The organism is Actinomycetota bacterium, assembly GCA_041658565.1.
Classification (GTDB): domain Bacteria; phylum Actinomycetota; class AC-67; order AC-67; family AC-67; genus JBAZZY01.
Window position 1 is genome coordinate 94774 of record JBAZZY010000005.1, and the last position, 20799, is coordinate 115572.

Annotated in this window: 19 protein-coding genes; 10 read left to right on the top strand and 9 right to left on the bottom strand. The window is 66.6% G+C overall.

What is annotated here, in order from left to right; genetic code table 11:
• The first annotated feature begins 113 nt into the window (after positions 1-113).
• Positions 114-3857, top strand: coding sequence for an alkaline phosphatase family protein (locus WDA27_05020; protein ID MFA5890295.1), 3744 nt, complete (start codon positions 114-116; stop codon positions 3855-3857).
• 3 nt (positions 3858-3860) lie between these two features.
• Here the strand turns inward: WDA27_05020 and WDA27_05025 are convergent, their stop codons facing one another.
• The 4 genes from WDA27_05025 to WDA27_05040 form a co-directional block, all read right to left on the bottom strand.
• The gene (locus tag WDA27_05025) at positions 3861-5243 is read right to left on the bottom strand and encodes a lactate racemase domain-containing protein (GenBank protein ID MFA5890296.1); all 1383 of its coding nucleotides are present in this window, start codon (positions 5241-5243) and stop codon (positions 3861-3863) included.
• Between the two features lie 532 nt (positions 5244-5775).
• A complete protein-coding gene (locus WDA27_05030) occupies positions 5776-7236 on the bottom strand; it encodes an ATP-binding protein (GenBank protein MFA5890297.1) in 1461 nt (486 codons plus the stop codon).
• Positions 7229-7927, bottom strand: a complete 699-nt coding sequence (locus WDA27_05035; GenBank protein MFA5890298.1) for a response regulator transcription factor — start codon at positions 7925-7927, stop codon at positions 7229-7231. The genes WDA27_05030 and WDA27_05035 overlap by 8 nt, the downstream gene beginning before the upstream one ends.
• Positions 7928-8068: 141 nt before the next feature.
• Positions 8069-8944, bottom strand: coding sequence for a hemerythrin domain-containing protein (locus WDA27_05040; GenBank protein MFA5890299.1), 876 nt, complete (start codon positions 8942-8944; stop codon positions 8069-8071).
• Positions 8945-9006: 62 nt separating this feature from the next.
• Between WDA27_05040 and WDA27_05045 the strand changes: the two genes are divergently transcribed.
• The 4 genes from WDA27_05045 to WDA27_05060 are packed head-to-tail and all read left to right on the top strand — an operon-like array spanning position 9007 to position 12382.
• Positions 9007-9717, top strand: a complete 711-nt coding sequence (locus tag WDA27_05045) for a helix-turn-helix domain-containing protein (GenBank protein ID MFA5890300.1) — start codon at positions 9007-9009, stop codon at positions 9715-9717.
• Positions 9710-9994, top strand: a complete 285-nt coding sequence (locus tag WDA27_05050) for a metal-sulfur cluster assembly factor (protein ID MFA5890301.1) — start codon at positions 9710-9712, stop codon at positions 9992-9994. The genes WDA27_05045 and WDA27_05050 overlap by 8 nt, the downstream gene beginning before the upstream one ends.
• On the top strand, positions 9960-11072 hold the full coding sequence (locus WDA27_05055) for a hypothetical protein (GenBank protein ID MFA5890302.1): 1113 nt from the start codon (positions 9960-9962) through the stop codon (positions 11070-11072). Before WDA27_05050 ends, WDA27_05055 begins: the two co-directional genes overlap by 35 nt.
• Complete coding sequence (locus tag WDA27_05060; GenBank protein MFA5890303.1) at positions 11069-12382, top strand: hypothetical protein; 1314 nt, start codon at positions 11069-11071, stop codon at positions 12380-12382. The genes WDA27_05055 and WDA27_05060 overlap by 4 nt, the downstream gene beginning before the upstream one ends.
• On the opposite strand, the gene WDA27_05065 is transcribed toward WDA27_05060, so the two are convergent.
• Genes WDA27_05065 through WDA27_05080 form a run of 4 tightly spaced genes read right to left on the bottom strand, consistent with a single transcriptional unit; the run spans position 12281 to position 14561 of the window.
• Positions 12281-12955: a ferric reductase-like transmembrane domain-containing protein gene (locus WDA27_05065; GenBank protein ID MFA5890304.1), complete on the bottom strand. Its 675-nt coding sequence runs from the start codon at positions 12953-12955 to the stop codon at positions 12281-12283. The two genes, WDA27_05060 and WDA27_05065, sit on opposite strands and share 102 nt — an antisense overlap.
• Entirely contained in the window at positions 12952-13851 is a 900-nt protein-coding gene (locus tag WDA27_05070) for an FAD:protein FMN transferase (GenBank protein MFA5890305.1), read from the bottom strand. Before WDA27_05070 ends, WDA27_05065 begins: the two co-directional genes overlap by 4 nt.
• On the bottom strand, positions 13841-14158 hold the full coding sequence (locus WDA27_05075) for a hypothetical protein (GenBank protein ID MFA5890306.1): 318 nt from the start codon (positions 14156-14158) through the stop codon (positions 13841-13843). The genes WDA27_05070 and WDA27_05075 overlap by 11 nt, the downstream gene beginning before the upstream one ends.
• Positions 14136-14561, bottom strand: a complete 426-nt coding sequence (locus WDA27_05080) for a hypothetical protein (protein MFA5890307.1) — start codon at positions 14559-14561, stop codon at positions 14136-14138. Before WDA27_05080 ends, WDA27_05075 begins: the two co-directional genes overlap by 23 nt.
• Positions 14562-14639: 78 nt before the next feature.
• On the opposite strand from WDA27_05080, the gene WDA27_05085 reads away from it, so the two are divergent.
• Positions 14640-15302 (top strand): response regulator transcription factor, encoded by a 663-nt coding sequence (locus WDA27_05085; protein MFA5890308.1) that lies wholly within the window; start codon positions 14640-14642, stop codon positions 15300-15302.
• Positions 15299-16675, top strand: a complete 1377-nt coding sequence (locus tag WDA27_05090; protein MFA5890309.1) for an ATP-binding protein — start codon at positions 15299-15301, stop codon at positions 16673-16675. Before WDA27_05085 ends, WDA27_05090 begins: the two co-directional genes overlap by 4 nt.
• A 4-nt stretch (positions 16676-16679) precedes the next feature.
• On the opposite strand, the gene WDA27_05095 is transcribed toward WDA27_05090, so the two are convergent.
• Complete coding sequence (locus tag WDA27_05095) at positions 16680-16934, bottom strand: PGPGW domain-containing protein (protein MFA5890310.1); 255 nt, start codon at positions 16932-16934, stop codon at positions 16680-16682.
• A 90-nt stretch (positions 16935-17024) separates the two neighbouring features.
• Here WDA27_05095 and WDA27_05100 point away from each other — a divergent pair, with 90 nt between their 5' ends.
• The 3 genes from WDA27_05100 to WDA27_05110 are packed head-to-tail and all read left to right on the top strand — an operon-like array spanning position 17025 to position 20787.
• A complete protein-coding gene (locus tag WDA27_05100; GenBank protein MFA5890311.1) occupies positions 17025-18698 on the top strand; it encodes a DUF2961 domain-containing protein in 1674 nt (557 codons plus the stop codon).
• A 53-nt stretch (positions 18699-18751) separates the two neighbouring features.
• Complete coding sequence (locus tag WDA27_05105) at positions 18752-19666, top strand: alpha/beta hydrolase (GenBank protein ID MFA5890312.1); 915 nt, start codon at positions 18752-18754, stop codon at positions 19664-19666.
• Positions 19663-20787: a neutral/alkaline non-lysosomal ceramidase N-terminal domain-containing protein gene (locus WDA27_05110; GenBank protein ID MFA5890313.1), complete on the top strand. Its 1125-nt coding sequence runs from the start codon at positions 19663-19665 to the stop codon at positions 20785-20787. The genes WDA27_05105 and WDA27_05110 overlap by 4 nt, the downstream gene beginning before the upstream one ends.
• Positions 20788-20799: the final 12 nt, after the last annotated feature.

Consider the following 20799-nt stretch of genomic DNA (forward strand, 5'->3'; position numbering starts at 1 on the left):
GCGCCGCGATCGAGGCAGGAACCGGCCACCGGGTGTCGAAGTGTGGCCCTTGGTCGCGCGTACGTAGGCACCGCACTCGCGCGCAGGGAGCCACAAGGGAGAGGAGCGCTCGGATGCGTCGCACCCGTGTTCGCCGCACGACGGCGGCGGCAGTTTTCATCACCGTAATCGCGATGATGAGCCCGAGCCTGGGTTCGACCGTGCGGGGACCCGAGCGCCCGGCCGACCAGGGCTTGCAGGGAGCCGGAGAACTCGAGGCCGCCACGCGCGCGGTCAACGGACTTTTCGCGAACCCCGACCCCGACCACGACGGACTGCGCGATGTACAGATGGTTGCGACGGTCCACGGGGACGACTACTGGGTGATCGCCGACTTGGACCCCGCGACGGTGTGCGCGCCCACGCTGTTCGATGAGTCAACCTTCGGCGGCTGCGACGCCGTCCGGTTCACGCGCAGTGAAGAAGGAACCGGGTACATCTACGATGTCGGCTTCAGCGTGGGAGAGAACCCGCTCGGAGACCAGTCCCCTCAAGCGCGCGCAGCGCTGTCGACGATTCCTGAGGAGTTCCTCAAGGCGCGCGCCACAGACCCGCCGGGTTGCACTCCGACGACCGACGAGAACTGCAGGCCGCTCGACGTGGACGGGGTCACATACCCCGAGGCGTACGAACGGCTCTCCGCGCTGTTTGACTCACCGAAGGCGCCGGATCTGGTCGTGCTCCAGCCACCCGGCGGACCCGACGGATCCAAGGGCGGCCACGGGCACCTGTCGCTACTGCAGTCGCGAGCAACGTTGCTCACCGCCGGACGTGGCGCGCGCCGCGCGCCACTCGGCGAGACCGATGAACTCAACTTGCGAATCCAAAACACCGACATCGCGCCGACCATTTCGCGCGCGCTCGGCCTCGCGCCGTACGGCGCCGGAGCAACCGGACTCAACGGCCTGGACGACCCATCGGCGTTGCTGCGTCGCCAAGACGGGCGCTCGCTCGATGAGTTGCTCGCGCCGACGTTCAACACATTTGTCGTCGTCATCGACGGCCTCGAACCCGAGCTGGTGACACCCGACCTCACACCGAACCTCTGGAATCTGTCTCACGGTGGCGCGCGGGCGACGACCTTCGCGGGCGCAAAGGCCCGCATGATCACCGAGACGAACGCGAACCACACGGCCATGCTGACCGGACGTTCGCCGGAAGAAGACGGGCTCGTCGCCAACAACTTCTACAACCGCATCTCGAAGCAAAAGGAAGCGATGGAGCGTCCCGGATTCATTCAGACCAAGACGCTCTTCGACGCCATCGAAACGCAGAAGCCCTACCTGCGCACCGCGGCGGTGCTCGGAAAAGAGAAGCTGCGCCTGCTGTTCGACTGCACGCGCAATTCGTCGGGGGCTTGCGGAACCAACACCGACAACCCCGAAGGACAGTCGGTCTCACACGTGCAACCCGACTACCTGCTCGGCTCTTCAACGCATCCCGATCAGGTAATCGCCGACCCCGACTCCCACGCTCCGGGTGAGCCCGCGAGCGGCTCAGGCGTCACGCTCGATCAGTTCGTGATGAAGCAAGTTATCCAACTGCAGCAGAAGGAAGACCCCGACTTCACTTTCGTCAATCTTGGTCAGGTGGATGCGTTCCAGCACCTGTTCGGCTCGCACAGCGCGCAAGGACTCGCAGCCGTGCGCAACGCGGATCTTCAGATCGGCCTGCTGGTCGAGTCGCTTCGCGCGGCCGGCAAGTGGGAGCACTCGATTCTGATTGCGACGGCCGACCACTCTTTCCTCAGCCTCGACGCCACCGGCAGCGCAGTCGAAAGCAAGTCGGGCTCGGTGCGCGTTTCGAATCCGGTCGGCGGCCAGGTCACCGGCCACCGAGTCCCGCTCGATCAACTGTCGGACGCGAGCGTCGAAGCAATAGTCAGCCACTCAGGCAGCGCGTCGGTGTACTTGAAGGACCCGAACGACGTTGCGGCCGCCGCCGCATTCGCCGCGCGCGCACTCGCGCTTCTCGACAGTACCGGAGGTCGGTCCGTCGAAGCTGCGTACTGCCGCAAACCGTCGGGCGGATGCGACCCGATCCCTGCGAACTGGGAGCTGAACACGCCTCGGATCGGGGAAGTGCTGCTGACCGCCGACGACCAGCACGTCTTCCTGGCCTCACGCACCGACTCGGCCGCAGCATTGACCGGACAACACGGAGGGATCGCAGCGGCGCCGGTTCCGCTGATCGTGGCGTCGGGCGGATCCTACGTGCGTAACAGGATCGTCACCGACACCGTTACGACAGGAAGCATCGCGCCTACCGTCGCGTGGATCTACGGCATCACCGGCACCGATGGAACGACCCCCTTCCCCGGCAGTTCGTGGAGCCGTTCACTCGACGAGAAGGCGTTCTTCAAGAACCCGTTCCAAGCGCAAACCGACGGTGACATCGCCGAACCACTGGCGAAGCGCGCGCTGTTGGTGACGTTCGATGCGAACAACAGCACCGACGTGCACTGCTTGTTGTCGCAGTACGACGGCCAAGAGGCAATGGACAACTTCTGTGGCGCCACCAGTGCGCTCTTCTCGCCCTCGCGCACGCCGGTTCCCACGCTTCGGTGGCTCCGTGACCGCGGCACGCTCGCGCGCTACGGCAGCATCGTTTCCTTCCCGACGGTGACGTTCCCGAACCACCTGGTGCTCGGCACCGGGGTTCACCCCGGACACCACGACCTCGTCGGCAACCGCTTCTACGACCGGGCCAACGAACGAATCGAAAGCCCTATCGACCCGGCCGATCCGCGAAACCCCGTCTACTTCTGGACTGAGCGGCTAACCTCCACGAAAGTCGAAACGCTGCACGAGGCAACGCACCGTTCGCGCGGAGACTGGATGGGGCCGGACAACATCGATCCCCTGAACGCTTGGGGTGCCTACACCGCAGCCGTTGACGAGCCCACGGTACGCGGCGCCGACTTCGCGTCCCTCGAACCCGACCGCAAGCTCAACGGCGAACCATTGTTCGCCGGCCACGTCGGACGGCCGGACGAGTTGCTTGCCGACACCAACCAGGAGTGTCTACAAGCAGCGCCCGAGCAGTACGGACAGGGCAGCGCGATCGACCACCTCGGACAAAGCCAGGCACGCATGCTCTTCGAGGATCCCTCGCACCCACTGCCGACGCTCACATACCTGAACTTCTCCCTCGTGGACGAAGGGGCACACACGTTTGGCCCGCACACCCCCTGCGCCCTTGCCTCCTACCACGACTCAGACGCGCGTCTGGCGCGCGTCCTGGCCGCCATGGCGGACGCAGGTGTGCTCGGCGAAACGTTGATCATCATTGCCGGGGACCACAGCCAAGAGAACCAGCGCCAGATGGTCGGCGGGGGGGGCTTCGGCAAGGCCTTCGACGCGATCCTTTCCGACCCGGCGCTGCGCGTCGGATACGTCGCCGCGGACAACTTCCTGTACCTGCGCACAATGGACGTTACCTCAACCGAACTTGTCGAAGGGCAGAACGAGGTCACCTTCACGGTCACCGACAACGACACCGGGCTTCCGGTCGGCGGCGCAACGGTCGAGGTTCGCAACCAGACGGGCGACTTGCTCGCGAGCGAAACCACCCCGCCCGCCGACGGCGAACGCCACCAGACGGTTTCGATGCCGCGTCGAGTTTCGGACGCCGGAAACGACGCGCAAGATCTGGCGACCGACGGGCGGCCGATCGGGGACCTGCCGACAGTGCGCAATCCCAACTACGCCCCGTCGTCGGGAACCGTCACCCTGGAGTTCGCAGCAACCGGGCCGGTCAAGGTTACCGTGACGGCCTCGACGTTCTCGGCACGAACGCTGCAACTCGAACCGTCGTAACTCTTAGAACCGGCTGAAGGCCGGCGGGTAGGGCACGAACGCGATCTCGGCGTCGGAGCCGTGGATCTCGAGCGCGCGCGCCACGGCCTCCTCGACGGTCGCCGCCGACTCGAAACCCACGCGATGCACGAGTTCGGGCTTCTCGGCGCCGGCCACAATCACGCGTGAGGTGTGCCGCAGTCGCTTCAGAGGGAACAAGGCCATGATCGCGTGCACCGGATGGAAGCTGAACTCCCGGCGATACCGGTGAATGAACCCCGCGTGCGAGGCGTACTCGGCCTCGTAGGCCTCGCGCGCCGCGTACGGGTCGCGCGTCTGGGGCAGCACTCGGTCCCAGACTTCGTGATGAGGCCCGTGCGCGCGATCGTCCCAACGATCCGGACACGGCGTCGCGAGAATCGTCGTGCAACCCGGTGCGCCGAGTGCTTCGATCATGCCTCCCAGGTAACCAAGGCCTGTGGAAACCAGCGTCAGCAACGGGTTCATCACCGAGTACGCGGCATACGGGCTCCAGTCTGGGATTCCGTAAATCACGATGTCGGCCTTGCGTTCGATCAGGTCACGGCGCGCGGGTTGGTGCGCGCGATTGAGTTCGAGGACTGCGGCGCGCGCGGCGCCGACGCTGCCTCCGAAGATCCGCGCGACCTGCAGTGGGTTCGCAAGCACGGTTTCGACCTTGAAGATCCGGTCGGCGCCCAAACGCTCCGTGACCAGGACGCCCATCTCGTCGAGCATCGCGTGCATCCGGTTACGGTCGAACGACATCGACATGTCGTCGGGATTGTGGTGATGGCGGATCGAGCGGAACGTCGACAGACCGACGCAGATCGACTTCCACCCACCCGAGAACCCGCGCGTCGTCGAGCAGTTCAGATAGACGGAGAGATCCGCATCCGTGAACCGACGTGAGATCTCCACGTCGTAGCCGCTCGGAGTTACGCCGAGTCGCTCGATCCCGTCGCGGTCCTCGGCATCGTGACACACCAGCCGCGGTGCGAACTCGCGCACCAAGTCCGCGCCGATCAACTTCGCCAACTCATCGTGAGTGAACTGGCGGTGCAATGCGTTTGCACACACGAGCGTCACGTCGTCCCGGCGCACGCCTCCGGCCTCCAACTCGCCCAGGATCGCCGTAAGCGCCGGCTCCCACATCGGCACGTAGCACGGCACCGTGGGGTCGTCGAAGGCGATCGTCACTCGTCGCTTGCCGCGCGCGATCTCGCGTAGCGGACGCGTGTCGAGCGGCGACTCCAGTGCCGAGCGAATCTCCGCCCCGAGATCGGCGACCGGCTCAATGGGAAGCGCGATCCCCGACGAGACAACGGTTGTGTGATCGGGAAGCGTCGCAGTGACGAACCGATCTCCAAAGACAATCTGCTGCTCCATCCGGGCCCTCCCCCGCGCGCATTGCACGCAGGATAGCCCGGCGCGCGCCGCTACCTGATTCGGCAGGAAGAAAGGGGGGTACGGTGCGAGTCCCGCGGTCGGGACTCGCACCGTCCGAAACTATGCGGGATGCGGGTGGGACGCACCCCGCCCGGTGTCTCGAGGCTCCACAGCAGAGAGCCGTCGGTTCTGACACCCTGTGCACGCGCAGGTCTCGCAGCGCCCGTCGGCGCATGAGCGGACAGACCGTGCGCGTTTCCTACGGCGATCCGACGCGCGCAGCGGGCCCAGCAACGGGAGCACGACCGAAGTGCGTTCTGCGTTGTCGATCTGCTTCACGACGATCCCCTTCTGCCGGACACCGCTGCGTGCGACGGTAGATGCACGGTACGCCCGGCATGTGAGAAACGAGTGAAGAATCCGCTGGGAAACGATGTTGCGTGAAACCCGCCGACACCGGCTTTGAATGCGGCGGCGCCCGGACGGTTCCGGCCGTTCGGCCGATGCTGTCCGGGCGCCTTGTTGCGGAGGCCTATGCCGGTTGTGGGCTACCGGCGGGTGTTTCAGGGGGTACTTCTACGCTCGGAAGCATAGAGCCCGCGTGTAAGGATTCTGTGAAGAACTCCCCAGCGCCGGATGAAGTTCGCGGAAGGTACACACTGAACAAAGTCCCGCACGCCGGTTCGCTCGATGCTCGGATATGCCCACCGTGCGCGCGCACGAGGTCTCCCACGACGCTCAATCCGATGCCGGATCCCCCGGCCCGAACGTCCCGACCCCTGAAGAACCTGTCGAAAATCCTCGGAAGCTCATCCGCCGGAATCCCCTGACCCGTGTCGCTCACGCGAATGACGGCCCACGGCCCCTCCGCACCGCAGGTCAGGCGGACCATTCCGTCGGCGGGAGTGAACTTCAGCGCGTTCGACAGCAGGTTGGCCGCGATCTGATGTAGCCGCGTCGGATCGGCCCAGACCTCTACGTCTTCGAGGTCGGCTGTAAGGACAACGCCGGCCGCATCGTACGGACCGGCGAACTCGCGCACCGCCTCTTCCAGCGCCGAACGTAGTTCCAGGTCCGTCCGCTCCAGCGAGAACCACGCGCCGCGAGCGGAGGCAACCGTCTCGAGATCAGCGATCAGACGCGACAGCCGCAGGATCTCCTCGTGAAGCGACTCGAGTGCTTCCGGTGTGCTTTCCAAGACGCCGTCCTGCAGAGCCTCGACTTGCGAGCGCAGAATCGCAATCGGCGTCCGCACCTCGTGCGCGATGTCGGCCGCGAACCCGCGGCGCAGCTGATCTTCCTCTTCGATGGTGTCGGCCATCATGTCGAACGCGCGCGCCATCTGGCCGAACTCATCGCGGGACTCCAACCCGATGCGAACCGAACGGTCGCCGGCCGCAAGCGCACGCGCGGCGCGCGTCAGAGCGCGCGCGGGCGCCGTGGCGCGGGACGACAAAAACGCCCCTAGCGCCAGCGCGGCGAGCGCGGCGGCCACCCCGCCCGCGAACAGCAGCCGGTTAACCGCCGAGCGAAAAGCAACGTCCTGCGGAAGCAGTCCGGCCTCCGGCAGACGCGTGATCGCACGCCCGACGACCGCGCCGTCGGGTCCGACGATCAACAACTCCTTCTCAATACCCAGCGGCCCGGTACCCATCATCTCGCGATGCACTCGGGTCATGCTCTCACCAAGCGGACTGTCTTCCGCCTGCCAGATGACCGTACCGTCCGAAGCCTCCAGACGAAGCGTCCCGCCGTCGGCCAACAGAACCGGTGACACGCGTTCGAGATCCTCCAGGTTCCAGCCCCCGTAGCGGCGAAACGAGTCGGCCAGCCCGATGACGAGTTGGTCCTGGCGCAACTGACGCTGCGCATCGATGTATCCATCAAACCGCTTGCCGAAGGCGACGTTGACGAGCAACGCCGTCAGCGCAGCGGCCGCGATCCCGACTCCGGCGAGCGTTGCCGCGAAACGAATCGCGAAGGAGTTACGCATCGGCCTTGACGCCGAGTTTGTAGCCGACCCCGGTGAGCGTGACGATGTACCGCGGACTGCGCGGATTGTCCCCCAGCTTCTTGCGCAGGTTCCCCACGTGCACGTCGATCGTTCGCTCGTAGCCGTCGTGGTCGTATCCCTGAACGCGAGCGATCAACTCATGGCGCGAGAACACCCTGCCCGGGCGCGAAGCCAGCGCAAGCAACAAGTCGAACTCACTGCGAGTCAACTGCACCAACTCGCCGCCCACTTCCACCTCGCGCGTGTCGCAGTCGATCGAAAGCTTGCCCTCATCGAATCGCAAACGCTCGGCAGGACGGGCCACGCTTGCGCGGCGGAGCACCGCCTCGACGCGGGCCACAAGCTCTCGTGGGCTGAACGGTTTCGTCAGGTAGTCGTCGGCGCCGAGCCGCAACCCCGCGACTCGGTCGTCCTCCCCGGCCTTGGCGGTCAGCATGATGATGGGCACCGCCGACATCTGCCGCAGCGACCGCGCGATTTCCTCGCCGGAGAGATCCGGCAGCATCAGGTCGAGGATGACGAGATCCGGCATCGAGCGCATCGCCGTTTCAAGCGCGCGCGCGCCGGTTTCGGCGAGCAGCACTGCGTAACCCTCTCGTTCGAGATACGAGCGGACGATGTCGCGGATCTTGCGCTCGTCATCTACGACGAGAACCGTTGCACTACCCATAAGCGATCGGACCGGCGTGTTTCAGGAGTTCACGCCCGCCCTAGTGTTCAAACGATGCGGGACGGCACACAGTTGCGCAAGGGGGCACCGGCCCCCGCGAAGCGGGCCGGATGCCCCTATGTCCTCAATGCGACTCGGACATCAGTGAGCGTGATGTCCGCTCCCGTCGGGACCCAACAACGCCTCCGCGAGCGCCGCGGCTTCCTCGTCTCCAAGCCGGTCGAGCAGCGGGACGTAGACCTCTTCCTCCTTGACGAAATGCACACCCAACAGGGCTTCCAAGCCGATGAGCGCGCGCGCGGCTTCCTCGCGAACTGCAGGGGACGGCGCCTCCGCCGCGAGCGCTGCGAGACGGTCGATTCGCTCGGTGATCGCGCGATGGTCGATCTGCATCGTGCGTGTCGCGCCTCCGACCGCCCGCAGGACCTTCTCGACTGCCGGGTAAAGCAGTTCCTCTTCCGCGCGAGCGTGCGGCAACAGGCCCCCGCGCAGAAACGACACGGCTGCGTTCAGGCGCGCGCCCAGTTCGCGGTCATCAAGCGAAGGAATGTCGCGGGAGAGCGCACCGAGGGCTTCGATCTCACCATGGAGGTGCTCGTGCTCGGCGTGTACCGCCTCGCCCAGACGGTGCCCCGCGCTGTGTTCGGCGACATACGGCCAGGGCTCTCCCCCGACGACTCGCGCGTGGTCGGCCTCGGTCGGCGGCGGCGATACGACGTGCAGGACCACCAAGCGCCCTTCCCGCGCGCGCACGCCGCGCTTAACGCCGGCCGGCGCAACCACAACGTCGCCGGCGCGAACGTGGTGGATCTTGTCTCCGACAAGCACGTCGCCGGTCCCCTCCAGCACCGTCAGCGCAAGGTCCACCCGGGGTTCGTGCAGCGGGATCTGTTGCCCCGGTTCGAACGCCGCGAGCACGACCTTGAAGTGCTCGGTCGCATACAGCAGCTTCGGCGTGAATCCCTCGGAGCGGTACTCCGCCAAGTCCGCTCCCCTGCCTACGATTCCTTCCGACATCTCGTACCTCCGTATTTCCGACTCATGTGGTATTTATACTTTGTGGGGTGTAAAATCAAGCCATGGCCTCGAAGAAGCAGTACCTAGAACCCACGACCGCCGCACACCGCGCGCTCGCGCACGCCAGTCGAGTGCGAATCCTTCGCGCCCTGCGAACGGCCGACCACCCTATGGATGCGCGAGAAGTCGCCGAAGAAGTGGGGCTGCACCACAACACCGTGCGTGCTCACCTCGACGTGCTCGTCGACGTCGAACTGGTCGAGAAGACTCCCGAAGAACGCGACGTTCCCGGGCGGCCGCGCATGGTGTACCAGGCGGTGCCTGAGGAGATCCCGATTGGCAGCCGCGGTGAATACCGGCTGCTCGCAGAGATCCTCGCAAGCTATCTGCGCTCAATCGTGACCAACCCCGCAGCCGCAGCCGAGGAAGCCGGACGCGCGTGGGGCGGCTACCTGACGGAGCGTCCCGCCCCCTTCCAGCAAGTGACCGCGCCCGAGGCGATCGGTCGCGTCGCAAAGATGTTCATCGATCTCGGATTCGAGCCGGAGATCCGGGAAAGCGGCGACCACAAGACGATCCTGCTGCACCGCTGTCCGTTCCGCGATGTCGCTCACAGCAACCCCGAAGTCGTTTGCTCGATCCACCTCGGGCTGCTCCGCGGACTGCTCGAGCAAGTCGGCGCACCGATCTGGGTAACCGACGTGCAACCGTTTGTGAAGCCGTCGCTATGCCTGGTTCATCTCGGCGAACGCGAGAGGAAGCCCGGTGCTTGACAAACTCCGCGAGGTGATCGACCCCGAGATCGGCGTCAACATCGTGGATCTCGGACTCGTGTACGAATGCGAAGCGGACAAAGGACACGCCGTGGTCACCATGACATTGACCACGGCCGCGTGTCCGATGGGCCCGTACCTGTTGGACACAGTCGAGGGCGTGCTGCTTCGCCAGCCCGGAATCGAGTCCGCCGAGGTCCGTGTGGTCTGGGACCCGCCTTGGACCCCATCGATGATGTCGGATGCCGCGCGCGCGCAACTTGGCTGGAACGGCTGACCTCCGGCGCGCGCGCCTACCGGCCGTCGCGCTGGCAGCGATCGCGATTCTTGCCGGCATGTGGGCTGGACTCGCGCGCCTCGGATGGGTTCCCCTCACTCCCGGATCGTGGCTGCCCGGAGTCCACGGGCTCCTCATGGCGCTCGGCGGTCTCGGGACACTGATCGCGCTGGAGCGCGCGGTTGCCCTCGGCCGGGCGTGGGGATACGTCGCTCCGGCCGCGGCTGCCGCCGGAGCCCTCTGCCTGGTTGCCGGAGCGCCGGCGCGCCTTGCGGCATCGCTGCTCACCGTCGCGGGCCTCGCGCTGGTTGCGATCTTCGCTCAGATCATGCGCATCCAACCCTCGATGCACACCGCGGTCATGACGCTTGCGGCAACAGCGTGGCCGGTATCCACGCTGTTGTGGATGCGGGGATGGCCCATCTCGCGCATGGTTCCGTGGCTCACCGGTTTCCTGGTGCTCACCGTTGCCGCCGAGCGCGTCGAGTTGGCGCGCGTCGTGCGTCTAACCTCGGTGGGGCGGACGCTATTTCTCGCCGCCGTCGCGGTCACATTCACCGGAGTCGCAGTGACGGGTCCGGCCCCGGGGCCGGGCGCGCGCATCGCCGGCGCCGGCCTGCTCGGTCTCGCCCTCTGGATGGTTCGCTACGACGTCGCGCGCCGCACCGTGCGCATGCCGGGTCTGACGAGATATGTCGCCGCAGCACTACTTGCCGGCTACGCGTGGCTGGGCTTCGCCGGCGCGCTGTGGATTGCCGGCGGCACGAAGACGGCGCGGTTGTACGACGCGTCGCTGCACGCGATCTTCCTCGGCTTCATCATCTCGATGGTGTTCGGTCACGCGCCGATCATCTTGCCTGCCGTCTTGCGCATCGCGCTTCCGTATCGCACTCGCTTCTATGCGCACCTCGGGCTGCTGCACGCATCGCTCGCGGCGCGCGTAGCCGGAGACCTGCTTCCCAGCGGCGAAGTGCGGCGGTGGGGCGCACTTCTCGGAGTCGTGGCTATCCTTTTGTTCCTTGCAAACACCGCGACGGCGGTGCGTTCTACCTCCGCCAAGAGGAACCCTGATGCGTGATTTCCCGGCCACGCCGTTCGACCGCATACGCGGGACGCACTAAAGAGATGCGCGCCCGCAGCTTCACTCGGCACTACCACCTCGCCGGCCGGATCTGGATGACGGCGGCGCTTGCGTCGTTCCTTTTGCCCGCCGGCGCGCGCCTGGGAACGTGGCTTCCGATTCACCTTGCCGTCGCGGGAGCCGTCGCGGTCACGATCAGCGGCGCGATGCAGACGTTCGCCGCCGCGCTGACGGCGGCACCTTCTCCTCCACGCGCGCTTTCGGTCACGCAGTTCACACTGGTCAACACCGGCACGGCGCTCGTCGTCGTCGGCTACCCGACGCACCACCCGGGATTGGTAATCGCCGGAGGATCGTTGTTCGTCGCGGCAATGGTGCTGCTGGCCGTCACCCTGGCGCGCGCTTGGCGAATCGGCCTCAATCGCAGACATCCGGTGCCGGTAATGATGTATTCGGCCGCAGTCGCGTCCATCCTTGCGGGCGCAACTCTGGGCGCTCTGATCGGCGGCGGGATCGTGACCGATGGAGTGACCCGGCTCGCACTGCGCGAGACTCACATGGTCCTGAACGTCCTGGGCTTCGCGTCGCTCACTATTGCCGGAACGCTCATCACATTGTTGCCGACGGTGCTGCGCGTTCGCATGCCGGCCGCGCGCGCGGGTCAGATGGCGACCCTGCTGACCTCGGGTGTGGGCTTGCTCGCACTTGGCCTTGCTCTGCAGTTCGCCCCCATCGCGGCCGGTGGCGCGGTCTTGTTGGCGAGCGGCGCGCTGGGAGTTGCGTTTATGGCGGTGAAGACCGCACGCATCCCCCGGCGCTACTTCGTAGCCGTGTCGGCCAAGCACCTGATGTGCGCGATGACGTGGTTCGTCGCCGGAACGGTTGCGCTGGGCGTTGCGATGCTGCGCACACCGTCCACGGAATTCGACATCCTTCCCCCGGCACTGGCTGCATTCCACAGTTTTGGCCCCGTATACCTCGTCGTATTCGTCGGCGGATGGCTACTGCAGACGCTGCTCGGAGCGTGGCTCTACATCCTCCCCACCGGAATCCCCGGAGGGCCCGAAGACCGGCGGATCCTGCTCGCCGGCGTCGAGCACGGCGCGCGCCTGCAACTCGTCGCGATCAACGGCGGTCTGCTTCTTCTCGTACTCGGCGCGACCGGACGCTTTGACGCTCTGACGGCGCCGGGAGCGGCGCTCGCCTTAGCCGGAGGAGCTGTGGCTCTCTGCAAGGCGTGGACCTACCGCGCCCTCGTCAAGGTGCCCGGCACGCGCGCGCTCTCGGCGCGCCTGTGGAAGATCTGACCCGGCACGCTCTGCCGCGCGCGCCTCGCGACGTTCCGCCATCACAGCGGCACGCGGCGACAGAAGCCGCACCACAAGCAGGAACAGAATCGTCACAGAAGTCGTAATGCCGCCCCACTGAACGGCAAGGTTGCGCGCGTCTGATCCCGCCGTAACGAAGTGGACGCTGGACACGACGAACAACACGGCGGTCATCGCATGCACACGACGCCACCATCGCTTGGACATGCGGCTCATCACCAGCGAGGTGACCTCGATCACCACAAGAAAATACAGCGCGACGATCCCCCACGCGACCGGCCCCGGTCGCCAGCCGGACGCGAAGGGAACGAACAGTTCCGCGGGACCGAAATGCGCGTAGGTGTCGGCGACCAAAGCGAGCAAATGCACGCCGACGAAGACCACCGACAATCCGCCGAGAAAGCGATGCAGATCCGCCAGCCACGACGGCGCGGGACGACGGGCGAACAGCCGCGTAGACAGAACCAGCCCCCACACAGTCGCGGCCGACAACAGCGCCCAGGAAACGAGCCCCGCCGAACGCGCCACGTACCACCACAGGTGGGAGTTCATACGAGCACCGCCTCGATCCCCGGCGCGTGATGCACGACCCCCGCGTCGTCGACGACGAATCCGGTGGCACCGGCATCGGTCAACACTTTCGGCGCGCTTTGCACGCCGGACAAGAACGCGGCCTTGGCCAGAACTTCCGCGCGCCACCCGAGCGTCGTCACCACCGTGGCGGACGCGAGCCCCGATGTCGAAGGTTCACCCGCCGTGGGATCTATCAAATGATGGCGACGAATTCCGCCCCGCACCCACGAGCGACGCACCCGCGTCGACGTTGCGACGGCACCCTCGGTGATTCGCAGGCGCTGCGCCTCGCCCTCGAACGGGTGCTCGACACCGACGATCCATCCATCGTCGTCCGGCGCCTCGCCGAACACCCGCAAGTCGCCGCCGACGTTCACGCACGCGCCGCGCGCGCCTACTTCGATCAGTTCTCCCGCGATCAGGTCCGCGGCGTACCCCTTGGCGATCCCACCGGGATCGAACTCGACGCCGGCAGGCAGGTGGACGGTACCGGCTCCTTCGTCAATCTCTATTCCGGCGCACCCGGGTGCCGGGGAAGCAACAAACGGCGCTCCCTCGGCCGAGATCTCGTCGAAGTCCCTGTCGTATCCAACCAACTCCAGAGCATGCAGCACCGTCGGGTCGAACCTCCCGCCGGTCGATCGCCATCCGGCAACGCCCAAACGCACCAGCGCGCGCGTCGGTGCCGACACCGTCACGGCGCGCCCGGCCGACTCGTTCAGACGGGTGATCTCACTCGACGGACTGAAGCGGCTCCACAAGTGCTCCAGGTCGACCAAGCGGCGGCGCGCGCGCGCAAGCGCATCCTGCCCTGCACCGACGACCACTATGTGCGCCAGGGTGCCCATTGCCCGGACGCGAACCTCAACTGCCACGGCTCACCGTGTGAACGCGCCGCACGACTACCCGCCTCGGCGCCGGGCGTGAAGCCCGGCGCGCGACCCGACGCGTCGCCGGCGCGCGGCGCAAAGCCGGAGGACTCGCAGGCGCGCGCCGGCGCACAACGACCACCACAACCTGTTGCGCAGGTGGGGCAAGCGCAGCGGCGGTCGGCGCCGCCGGAGCAGGAACCGTCATCGTCATTCCGGCGATCATCGCAAGCCCTGCCGACAGGCTCAACCCCAACGCCAGGATCCGTCCGGCGGCGGCCGGGTGATGGTTAGTCATCGTCGTCCGGCTCATCTTCGTGCTCGTCCGGGCTCTCATGCTCGCGCTCGTCGTCGGGCTCATCGTCATCATCATCGACCGTGCGCGGACTCGCCGTGCTCGTCTCGTCCACAAACACAGTCTCGACCGGGGTCGGTTCGACGCTCCCCGCCTCGGCTGTCTCCGCGACCGGGACGGGTGCCGGAGTCTCATCGACAAACACCGTCACGACTTTCGGCGAGGGCGTCGCGTCGGCTGGATTCAACTGCCCGACGGGTTCCCGCCCAAACCCGAGGAGCCCGAGATTCGCCCCGATCGCAAGCGCGCCGGCGATCACCGTCAGCGACACCGCGGTTCCTGCCGCAACTGCCGTCTTTCTCTTCATCACAACCTCCCGTTTCTCCATCGTCACGAACACCCACGACGCTAACGCCAGCATCGCCAACTCCTCGCCAGGCGATGTCAAAGATTTGGCAAAGACTCGGCAAGCATCCATACGACATGCGACGATGCGGTCATGCGGGTGTTGCTGGTCGAAGACGATGCGTCCATCGCCGAGCCCCTGCGACGCGGCCTCGAACGAGAGGGATTCGAGGTTACCCAGGCGCGCACGGGCGCCGAGGCGGTGGCCGCCGCGACGCCCGACATCGTCTTGTTGGACCTCGGGCTGCCGGACATGGACGGGTACGAGGTTTGCCGCCGGATTCGCGCGCGTTCGTCCGTTCCGATCATCGTCGTCACATCACGCTCGGAAGAAGTTGATCGCGTCGTCGGACTTGAACTCGGCGCCGACGACTACGTCGTCAAGCCGTTCGGCTTTCGTGAACTCGTCGCACGCATTCGGGCCGTCACCCGCCGCGCCGCGGCCGGCGGGGCCGAGCCCGCGGTGACGCTGCGTGTGGGTGCACTCGAGCTGGACCGGCGCGCGCGCCGCGCGGCGCTCGGAGGAAACGAGATTGCGCTGACGCCGAAGGAGTTCGACCTGTTGGCGCTGCTCATGGAGGACGCCGGAGCCGCCCTCAGCCGACGGCGGATCCTCGAACAAGTTTGGGACACACACTGGTACGGGACGCCCAAGACCATCGACGTTCACGTCGCATCCATTCGAAAGAAGCTGGGCGACGCGCGATGGATCGAAACCGTGCGCGGGATCGGATTCCGGTTAGAGGAACCGAGATGACCCGACGCCTGATGCTCACGTACCTGTCGCTCGCGGCGTTCGTGTTGCTGATCTTGGAGGTTCCGCTCGGAGCGAGCTTCGCCCGGCAGGAGCGCCGCCAGATCATTGCCGACGTCCAGCGCGACGCGCTCGTGCTGGCGACATACGCGGAAGAAGTGCTGGAGGGGGGGATAAAGCTCGATCTCGCGCGAATCGCCGCCGACTACCAACTGCAAACGAGCGGTCGCGTCGTCGTCGTGGACGCGACGGGACTCGCGATTGCGGACTCCGCTCCCCGCGCGGCAAAACCGGCCGACTTCTCCAGTCGGCCGGAGATCGCCGCGGCACTCACCGGCGAGCTCACCTCTGGAATCCGCCACTCCGACACGCTCGCGACAGACCTGGTCTACTCCGCGGTGCCCGTCGCCTCAGGCGGCCGAGTGCTCGGAGCCGTCCGCATCACTTATCCCGCGACCGCCCTGTCGGAACGCATCAACCGCAACTGGATCGCACTCGGGATGATCGCACTCATCGTGCTGGCAGCCGCCTCACTGATCGGCTGGCTCCTCGCGCGATCAGTCACGTCCCCGGTACGCGACCTGGAAGACGCAGCCGCGACGCTCGCGCGCGGCGACCTCGGCACGCGCGCGCCCGAGGACTCCGGCCCACCGGAATTGCGCGCGCTGGCGCGCACGTTCAACGAGACCGCGGCACGGCTGCAGGTTCTCATGGACTCCCAGCGAGCGTTCATCGCCGATGCGTCCCACCAGTTGCGCACACCCCTCACCGCCTTGCGCCTGCGACTGGAGAGCCTGGAGCCGGTCGACGGCGCGGCCGGCGAGAGCGAAGATCTGGACGCCGCGGTGCGGGAATCTTGGCGCCTGTCGCAAATCGTGGACGAACTGCTCGCGCTCGCCAGTGCCGAGAGTGCGAATCCCGAGCGAATGCCGGCCGACGTCGGCGCCATCGTGCGGGACCGGCACGACGCGTGGAGCGCGCTCGCCGAAGAACGCGGCGTCACTCTGCGCGCCGAATACGCCGATGTACCGACGGCGCTCGTCGCCCCCGGACACCTCGAACAGATACTGGACAACTATCTGTCCAACGCACTCGATGCTGCACCGCAGAACTCCTCTGTGGCGATCACGACCCGCCGAGCCGGTGACTGGATTGAAATCGGTGTCCGCGACGAAGGTCCCGGGATGAGCGATCAGAACCGAGCAAGAGCCTTCGACCGCTTCTGGCGCGCGCCGGGAGCCGAGCGCGGAAGCGGGTCCGGTCTCGGACTGGCGATCGTGCAGCGCCTTGCGAACGCAAGCGGCGGCGAAGCCGAACTGCGCGCTGCCCCTGGGGGAGGAATCGAGGCCGTCATCCGTCTGCGTACTTCGGACTGAGGAATCAGCCGACGCTGCGCGCGCTGCGCGCGCGCCGAACGATCTTCGCGGTTTGCTGCTTGGCGCGCGCCAGGAAGCGTCGTGCCCACAAGTACTCGGTTCCCAACACCGCAAGACCGGCGACGACGAGCAGCATTCCCGGCCCCGGCGTCACGATCATGACCAGCCCGGCGACGAGGAGCACGGCGCCGACGATCGTCACGACGACGCGCTTGGTCGATCGCCCGACGAACCACATGATCGCTTTGAACTGACTCATTACCCTCCACCGTACGCGCAGACCCCGGTTCGGCGATAGGGGTTTCGGTTCGTAAGATTGTTGCGTTTCATTTCCCGGCAGGAGAACACCATGACCGAAGGTTCCGGATTCGACCTTAGTTCGCTCGCTCGGCTGCGGCCGGGGATCCGGCGGCGGCGCGCTTCGACTTGGGACCGCACCGGCGGCAATCAGGACTCCGTCTTCGTTGCCCCGGGCGCCGAGGTCGTAGTGGCCCGGGACGAAGGACCGGGATCCGTCACGCATCTGTGGTTCACGCTGCTTACACCGAACCTGTACTGGGGTCGCGATCTGGTGCTGCGCGCGTGGTGGGACGGCGAGTCAACGCCGTCGGTCGAGGCGCCGCTCGGCGACTTCTTCGGTGCAGGCAACTGCCTGGCGGCGCCGTATACGTCGGCGCTGCTCGAGGTCGCGCCTCGCGACGGCGCGTCGCTGCACTCGTGGTTCCCGATGCCGTTCGCCGAAGGCTTCCGCATTTCCGTCACGAATGAGTCCGCATTGCCCGTGCTCGGGCTGTATGCGTACATCGACTATGAGTCGTGGCCGGCCGCGGATCCGACACTCGGACGCTTCCACGCGTGGTGGAACCGGCGCCGCGGACCGGGGATTCGTCCACAAGGTCCGGGAACATACGCACCGGGCATCAACCTCACTGATCACGACAACTACCCGGTACTCGCCGCGCGCGGCCCTGGGCACTACGTAGGAACGTCGCTTGCGATCCACTCCCCCGAAGGCGGGTGGTACGGCGAAGGCGACGAGATGATCTTCGTCGACTCGCAGGAGTGGCCGCCGGCGATACACGGGACGGGAACCGAGGACTACTTCGGAACGGCGTGGGGACCCTCGACGCCGTTTCACCACCCGCAGTACGGGCAGCCGCTCGCCGACCGCGACGACTGGGCGGGGTTCTCGTCGGTGTATCGATTCCATGCGGCCGACCCGGTGATGTTCGAGCAGTCCATTCGCGTGTCGCTCGAACAAGGCCACGCCAACGACCGCACCGACGACTACTCCTCCGTCGCCTACTGGTACCAGACCGGCCGCCGAGAGCCTCTGCCGCCGTTGCCGTCGATCCAGGATCGACGGCCGCCCTGGCCCGCTTCGTGGCACGCCGCCGCGACCGAGGTCGGAGATGTCTTCGCCGCCGCGATGCAGCGCCCCGAAGTGCTCACCAACCCGGACGAATTGGGCCGCTTCGCCGTGGCCGCCGGACACATCGCACGTTGCGCGTACCGCCGAGACTGGGCGGCAGTACGGCAAGCATGCGAGTGGCTGGGCGGCCGCGCAACCGAAGTCTCGGCCGCGCGCCCCGGCGCCCGTCGCCCCGAGGGGTTGCGCGCGGTCGCCGGCGGAGAAGTCCCGGCGGACGTCGACGAGTTTCTCGCCGGCGCCGTGACTGCGTGGGTGGATTCGTTCGATCCGGAAGCTGCCGGAACCGCCGAAATCGTCTTCGGGTTCCGAATCAGCGCAGACCGGGAGCACGCCTGGGAACTGCGGATCGCCGATGGCCGATGCACGGCCGCGCGCGGTTCGGACTCCCACCAACGTCTGACGCTGGCGATGGATCCGGCGACCTTCGCGCAGTTCACGCTAGGCGAGTTGGATCTGTGGGAAGCGATCCTGCGGGGGGACCTGCGCGCGCGCGGCGACGGGAGCATCGGACTGCGCTTGCCGGCCCTGTTCCCCCTGTGCGGCCCCGAAATCCCCGGGAAGGCCTTTCCGTCCGAGGACTCCTCGGAGTAATATGTATTCATCCTTTCCATTTTGACGGCTCTCGAAGAAGTGAGGTTTGCCGGGTGACCGAAACCATCTCCATCGTCCGCACGCGCAACGGCCCCATGGAGGTTTCGCGGACGGGTTCAGGTCCCGGCGTGCTGGTGGTTCACGGAATCCCAGGGAGTTGGCGACAGGGATTCATGGTCGCCGAGGACCTGAGCGATCGATTCACGGTCGTCATCCCTTCGCGTCCCGGGTACGGCCGAACCCCGCTGTCCACCGGCCGCACGCCCGAAGAGCAAGCCGACGCGTACGCCGCACTTCTCGACGAGATGGGAATCGAGACCGTCGCGGTGGCCGGAGCTTCGGGCGGAGGTCCCTCTTCCCTCGCGTTCGCGCGACGCTACCCGCGGCGCACGCGCGCACTGGTTCTGGCGTGTGCGATGTCGCCGTATCTAATCGAGGTTCCGACCGCCATGCGCTGGCTGACCTTGCCGCGCGGAGTCGGTGAGTTCACCTCGGGAATCGGACGGACCGTCGGCCGGCGCAGGCTGGAGAACGAGCGCGCCGTAACGCGCTGGGCGCAGAAGTCCCTGACGCCGGAGGAATTCGGATGGATGGCCGGAGACCCGCGGATCCGTGAGGATCTGATTCGCTTCGCGCGCACGCACCTGGACGCTCCATCGGGACTATCCGGCATGCGCAACGACCTCGTGCAGGTAAAACGAGCCAAGGCCGAGGGACCGCCGGCGCAGCCCGTCACCGCGCCGACGCTGATCCTTCACGGAGACGCCGACGCCGTCGTCGGACTCGATCACGCGCACTTCCACGCAAAGATGGTTCCGTTCTCAACACTCGAAATCTTCCCCGGGGCCGGTCATGTCTTTCTTCTGACGCGTCGCCGGCAGATCAGCAGACTGATGCGTAGGTTCTTCGTCGACAACGAAGGCCCCACACCGCAACGCGCCACGTCGGATCAGGGGGCAGGCATATGAGTTGGTCGGCCGGGTTCGGATGCGGGATCATCACGCCGGACGTTCCGGTAATGCTGGCAGGGTTCTCCGAACGGCAGCACCCTGCCGAGCGCGTTCACGACGAACTTCAGGCGCGCGCGCTGTACTTGTCCGACGGGACGCGCGCCGTCTGCCTGATCGTGTGCGACCTTCTGGGCATGTCGGCCGAATACGCCGAACCGGTGCGCAAAGCCATTGCGTCCAAGCTCGGCCTCGATTCCGCGGCCGTCCTGACCGCCGCGACCCACACCCACGCGGGCCCGAGCGCGCTTTCGGGAACCGCCGCGCTCGGTTGGCCCGAACCCGAGGGATACGTCGACATCCTCGTGCGCGGATGTCTGGCGGCAGCGGTCAAGGCAGAAGCCTCCGTCGCACCTGCGGAGTTGTTCTACGGGCGCGCGCCGCTTCCCGCCGACGTCTCCTATAACCGTCGCGGGCATCCCTACGACCCCTGGTTCGCGGTTCTGGACGTGCGCGACGCCTCGGGCGCGCGCATCGGCACCCTCGCCAACATCGGCGTTCATCCGGTCGTGCTCGGCTCGGGATGGCTCGAGGTGTCGGCCGACTGGGTTGGGTTCTTCCGGACCGAGTTGGAGCGCACTGCCGGTGGAACCACCGTGATGCTCTCGGGCGCTCTGGGCGACGTGAACCCCGTCGAGCGCCACACCGACGTTGAAATCCACCTCGCCGAAGCGGTCGAGGAAGCCGAAGCTATCGGGCGCGCACTCGCCGAAGCGGTCCACCACGCACTCGGCGCGGCGCGCCCGGTCGATGGCGCCCTCACGTACACCTCGCGCGCCATCGACGTCGCTGCGGGAGGAACGCCGCTGTCCCAGTTGCTCTCTCCCGGCGGCCGCATCGCTGTGGAATTCGTCAATTGGAGTATCGGTTCCGTTCCACTCGTCACCGCACCGGGCGAAGCTTTCCACGCACTCGGCAACGCGATCGCCGAAGCGCACGGCGGCAACGTGCTGATTGCAGGACTGTCCCCGGCGTGGAACGGGTACCTCCCCATGCCGTACGGCGAAGGCTACGAAGAGATGGTGAGCTTCGGTCCCGATGCCGTGGCCGCGATCTCCGCCGCGATGACCAAGGGCTCGTGATGGCCACGCGCA

What these genes read in the sequence shown, in the direction of transcription:
- WDA27_05020 (MFA5890295.1), top strand. Translation starts at nt 114, where the DNA reads ATGCGTCGCACCCGTGTTCGCCGCACGACGGCGGCGGCAGTTTTCATC.
- WDA27_05025 (MFA5890296.1), bottom strand. Translation starts at nt 5,243, where the DNA reads ATGGAGCAGCAGATTGTCTTTGGAGATCGGTTCGTCACTGCGACGCTT.
- WDA27_05030 (MFA5890297.1), bottom strand. Translation starts at nt 7,236, where the DNA reads ATGCGTAACTCCTTCGCGATTCGTTTCGCGGCAACGCTCGCCGGAGTC.
- WDA27_05035 (MFA5890298.1), bottom strand. Translation starts at nt 7,927, where the DNA reads ATGGGTAGTGCAACGGTTCTCGTCGTAGATGACGAGCGCAAGATCCGC.
- WDA27_05040 (MFA5890299.1), bottom strand. Translation starts at nt 8,944, where the DNA reads ATGTCGGAAGGAATCGTAGGCAGGGGAGCGGACTTGGCGGAGTACCGC.
- WDA27_05045 (MFA5890300.1), top strand. Translation starts at nt 9,007, where the DNA reads ATGGCCTCGAAGAAGCAGTACCTAGAACCCACGACCGCCGCACACCGC.
- WDA27_05055 (MFA5890302.1), top strand. Translation starts at nt 9,960, where the DNA reads ATGCCGCGCGCGCGCAACTTGGCTGGAACGGCTGACCTCCGGCGCGCG.
- WDA27_05065 (MFA5890304.1), bottom strand. Translation starts at nt 12,955, where the DNA reads ATGAACTCCCACCTGTGGTGGTACGTGGCGCGTTCGGCGGGGCTCGTT.
- WDA27_05075 (MFA5890306.1), bottom strand. Translation starts at nt 14,158, where the DNA reads ATGAGCCGGACGACGATGACTAACCATCACCCGGCCGCCGCCGGACGG.
- WDA27_05080 (MFA5890307.1), bottom strand. Translation starts at nt 14,561, where the DNA reads ATGCTGGCGTTAGCGTCGTGGGTGTTCGTGACGATGGAGAAACGGGAG.
- WDA27_05085 (MFA5890308.1), top strand. Translation starts at nt 14,640, where the DNA reads ATGCGGGTGTTGCTGGTCGAAGACGATGCGTCCATCGCCGAGCCCCTG.
- WDA27_05090 (MFA5890309.1), top strand. Translation starts at nt 15,299, where the DNA reads ATGACCCGACGCCTGATGCTCACGTACCTGTCGCTCGCGGCGTTCGTG.
- WDA27_05095 (MFA5890310.1), bottom strand. Translation starts at nt 16,934, where the DNA reads ATGAGTCAGTTCAAAGCGATCATGTGGTTCGTCGGGCGATCGACCAAG.
- WDA27_05100 (MFA5890311.1), top strand. Translation starts at nt 17,025, where the DNA reads ATGACCGAAGGTTCCGGATTCGACCTTAGTTCGCTCGCTCGGCTGCGG.
- WDA27_05110 (MFA5890313.1), top strand. Translation starts at nt 19,663, where the DNA reads ATGAGTTGGTCGGCCGGGTTCGGATGCGGGATCATCACGCCGGACGTT.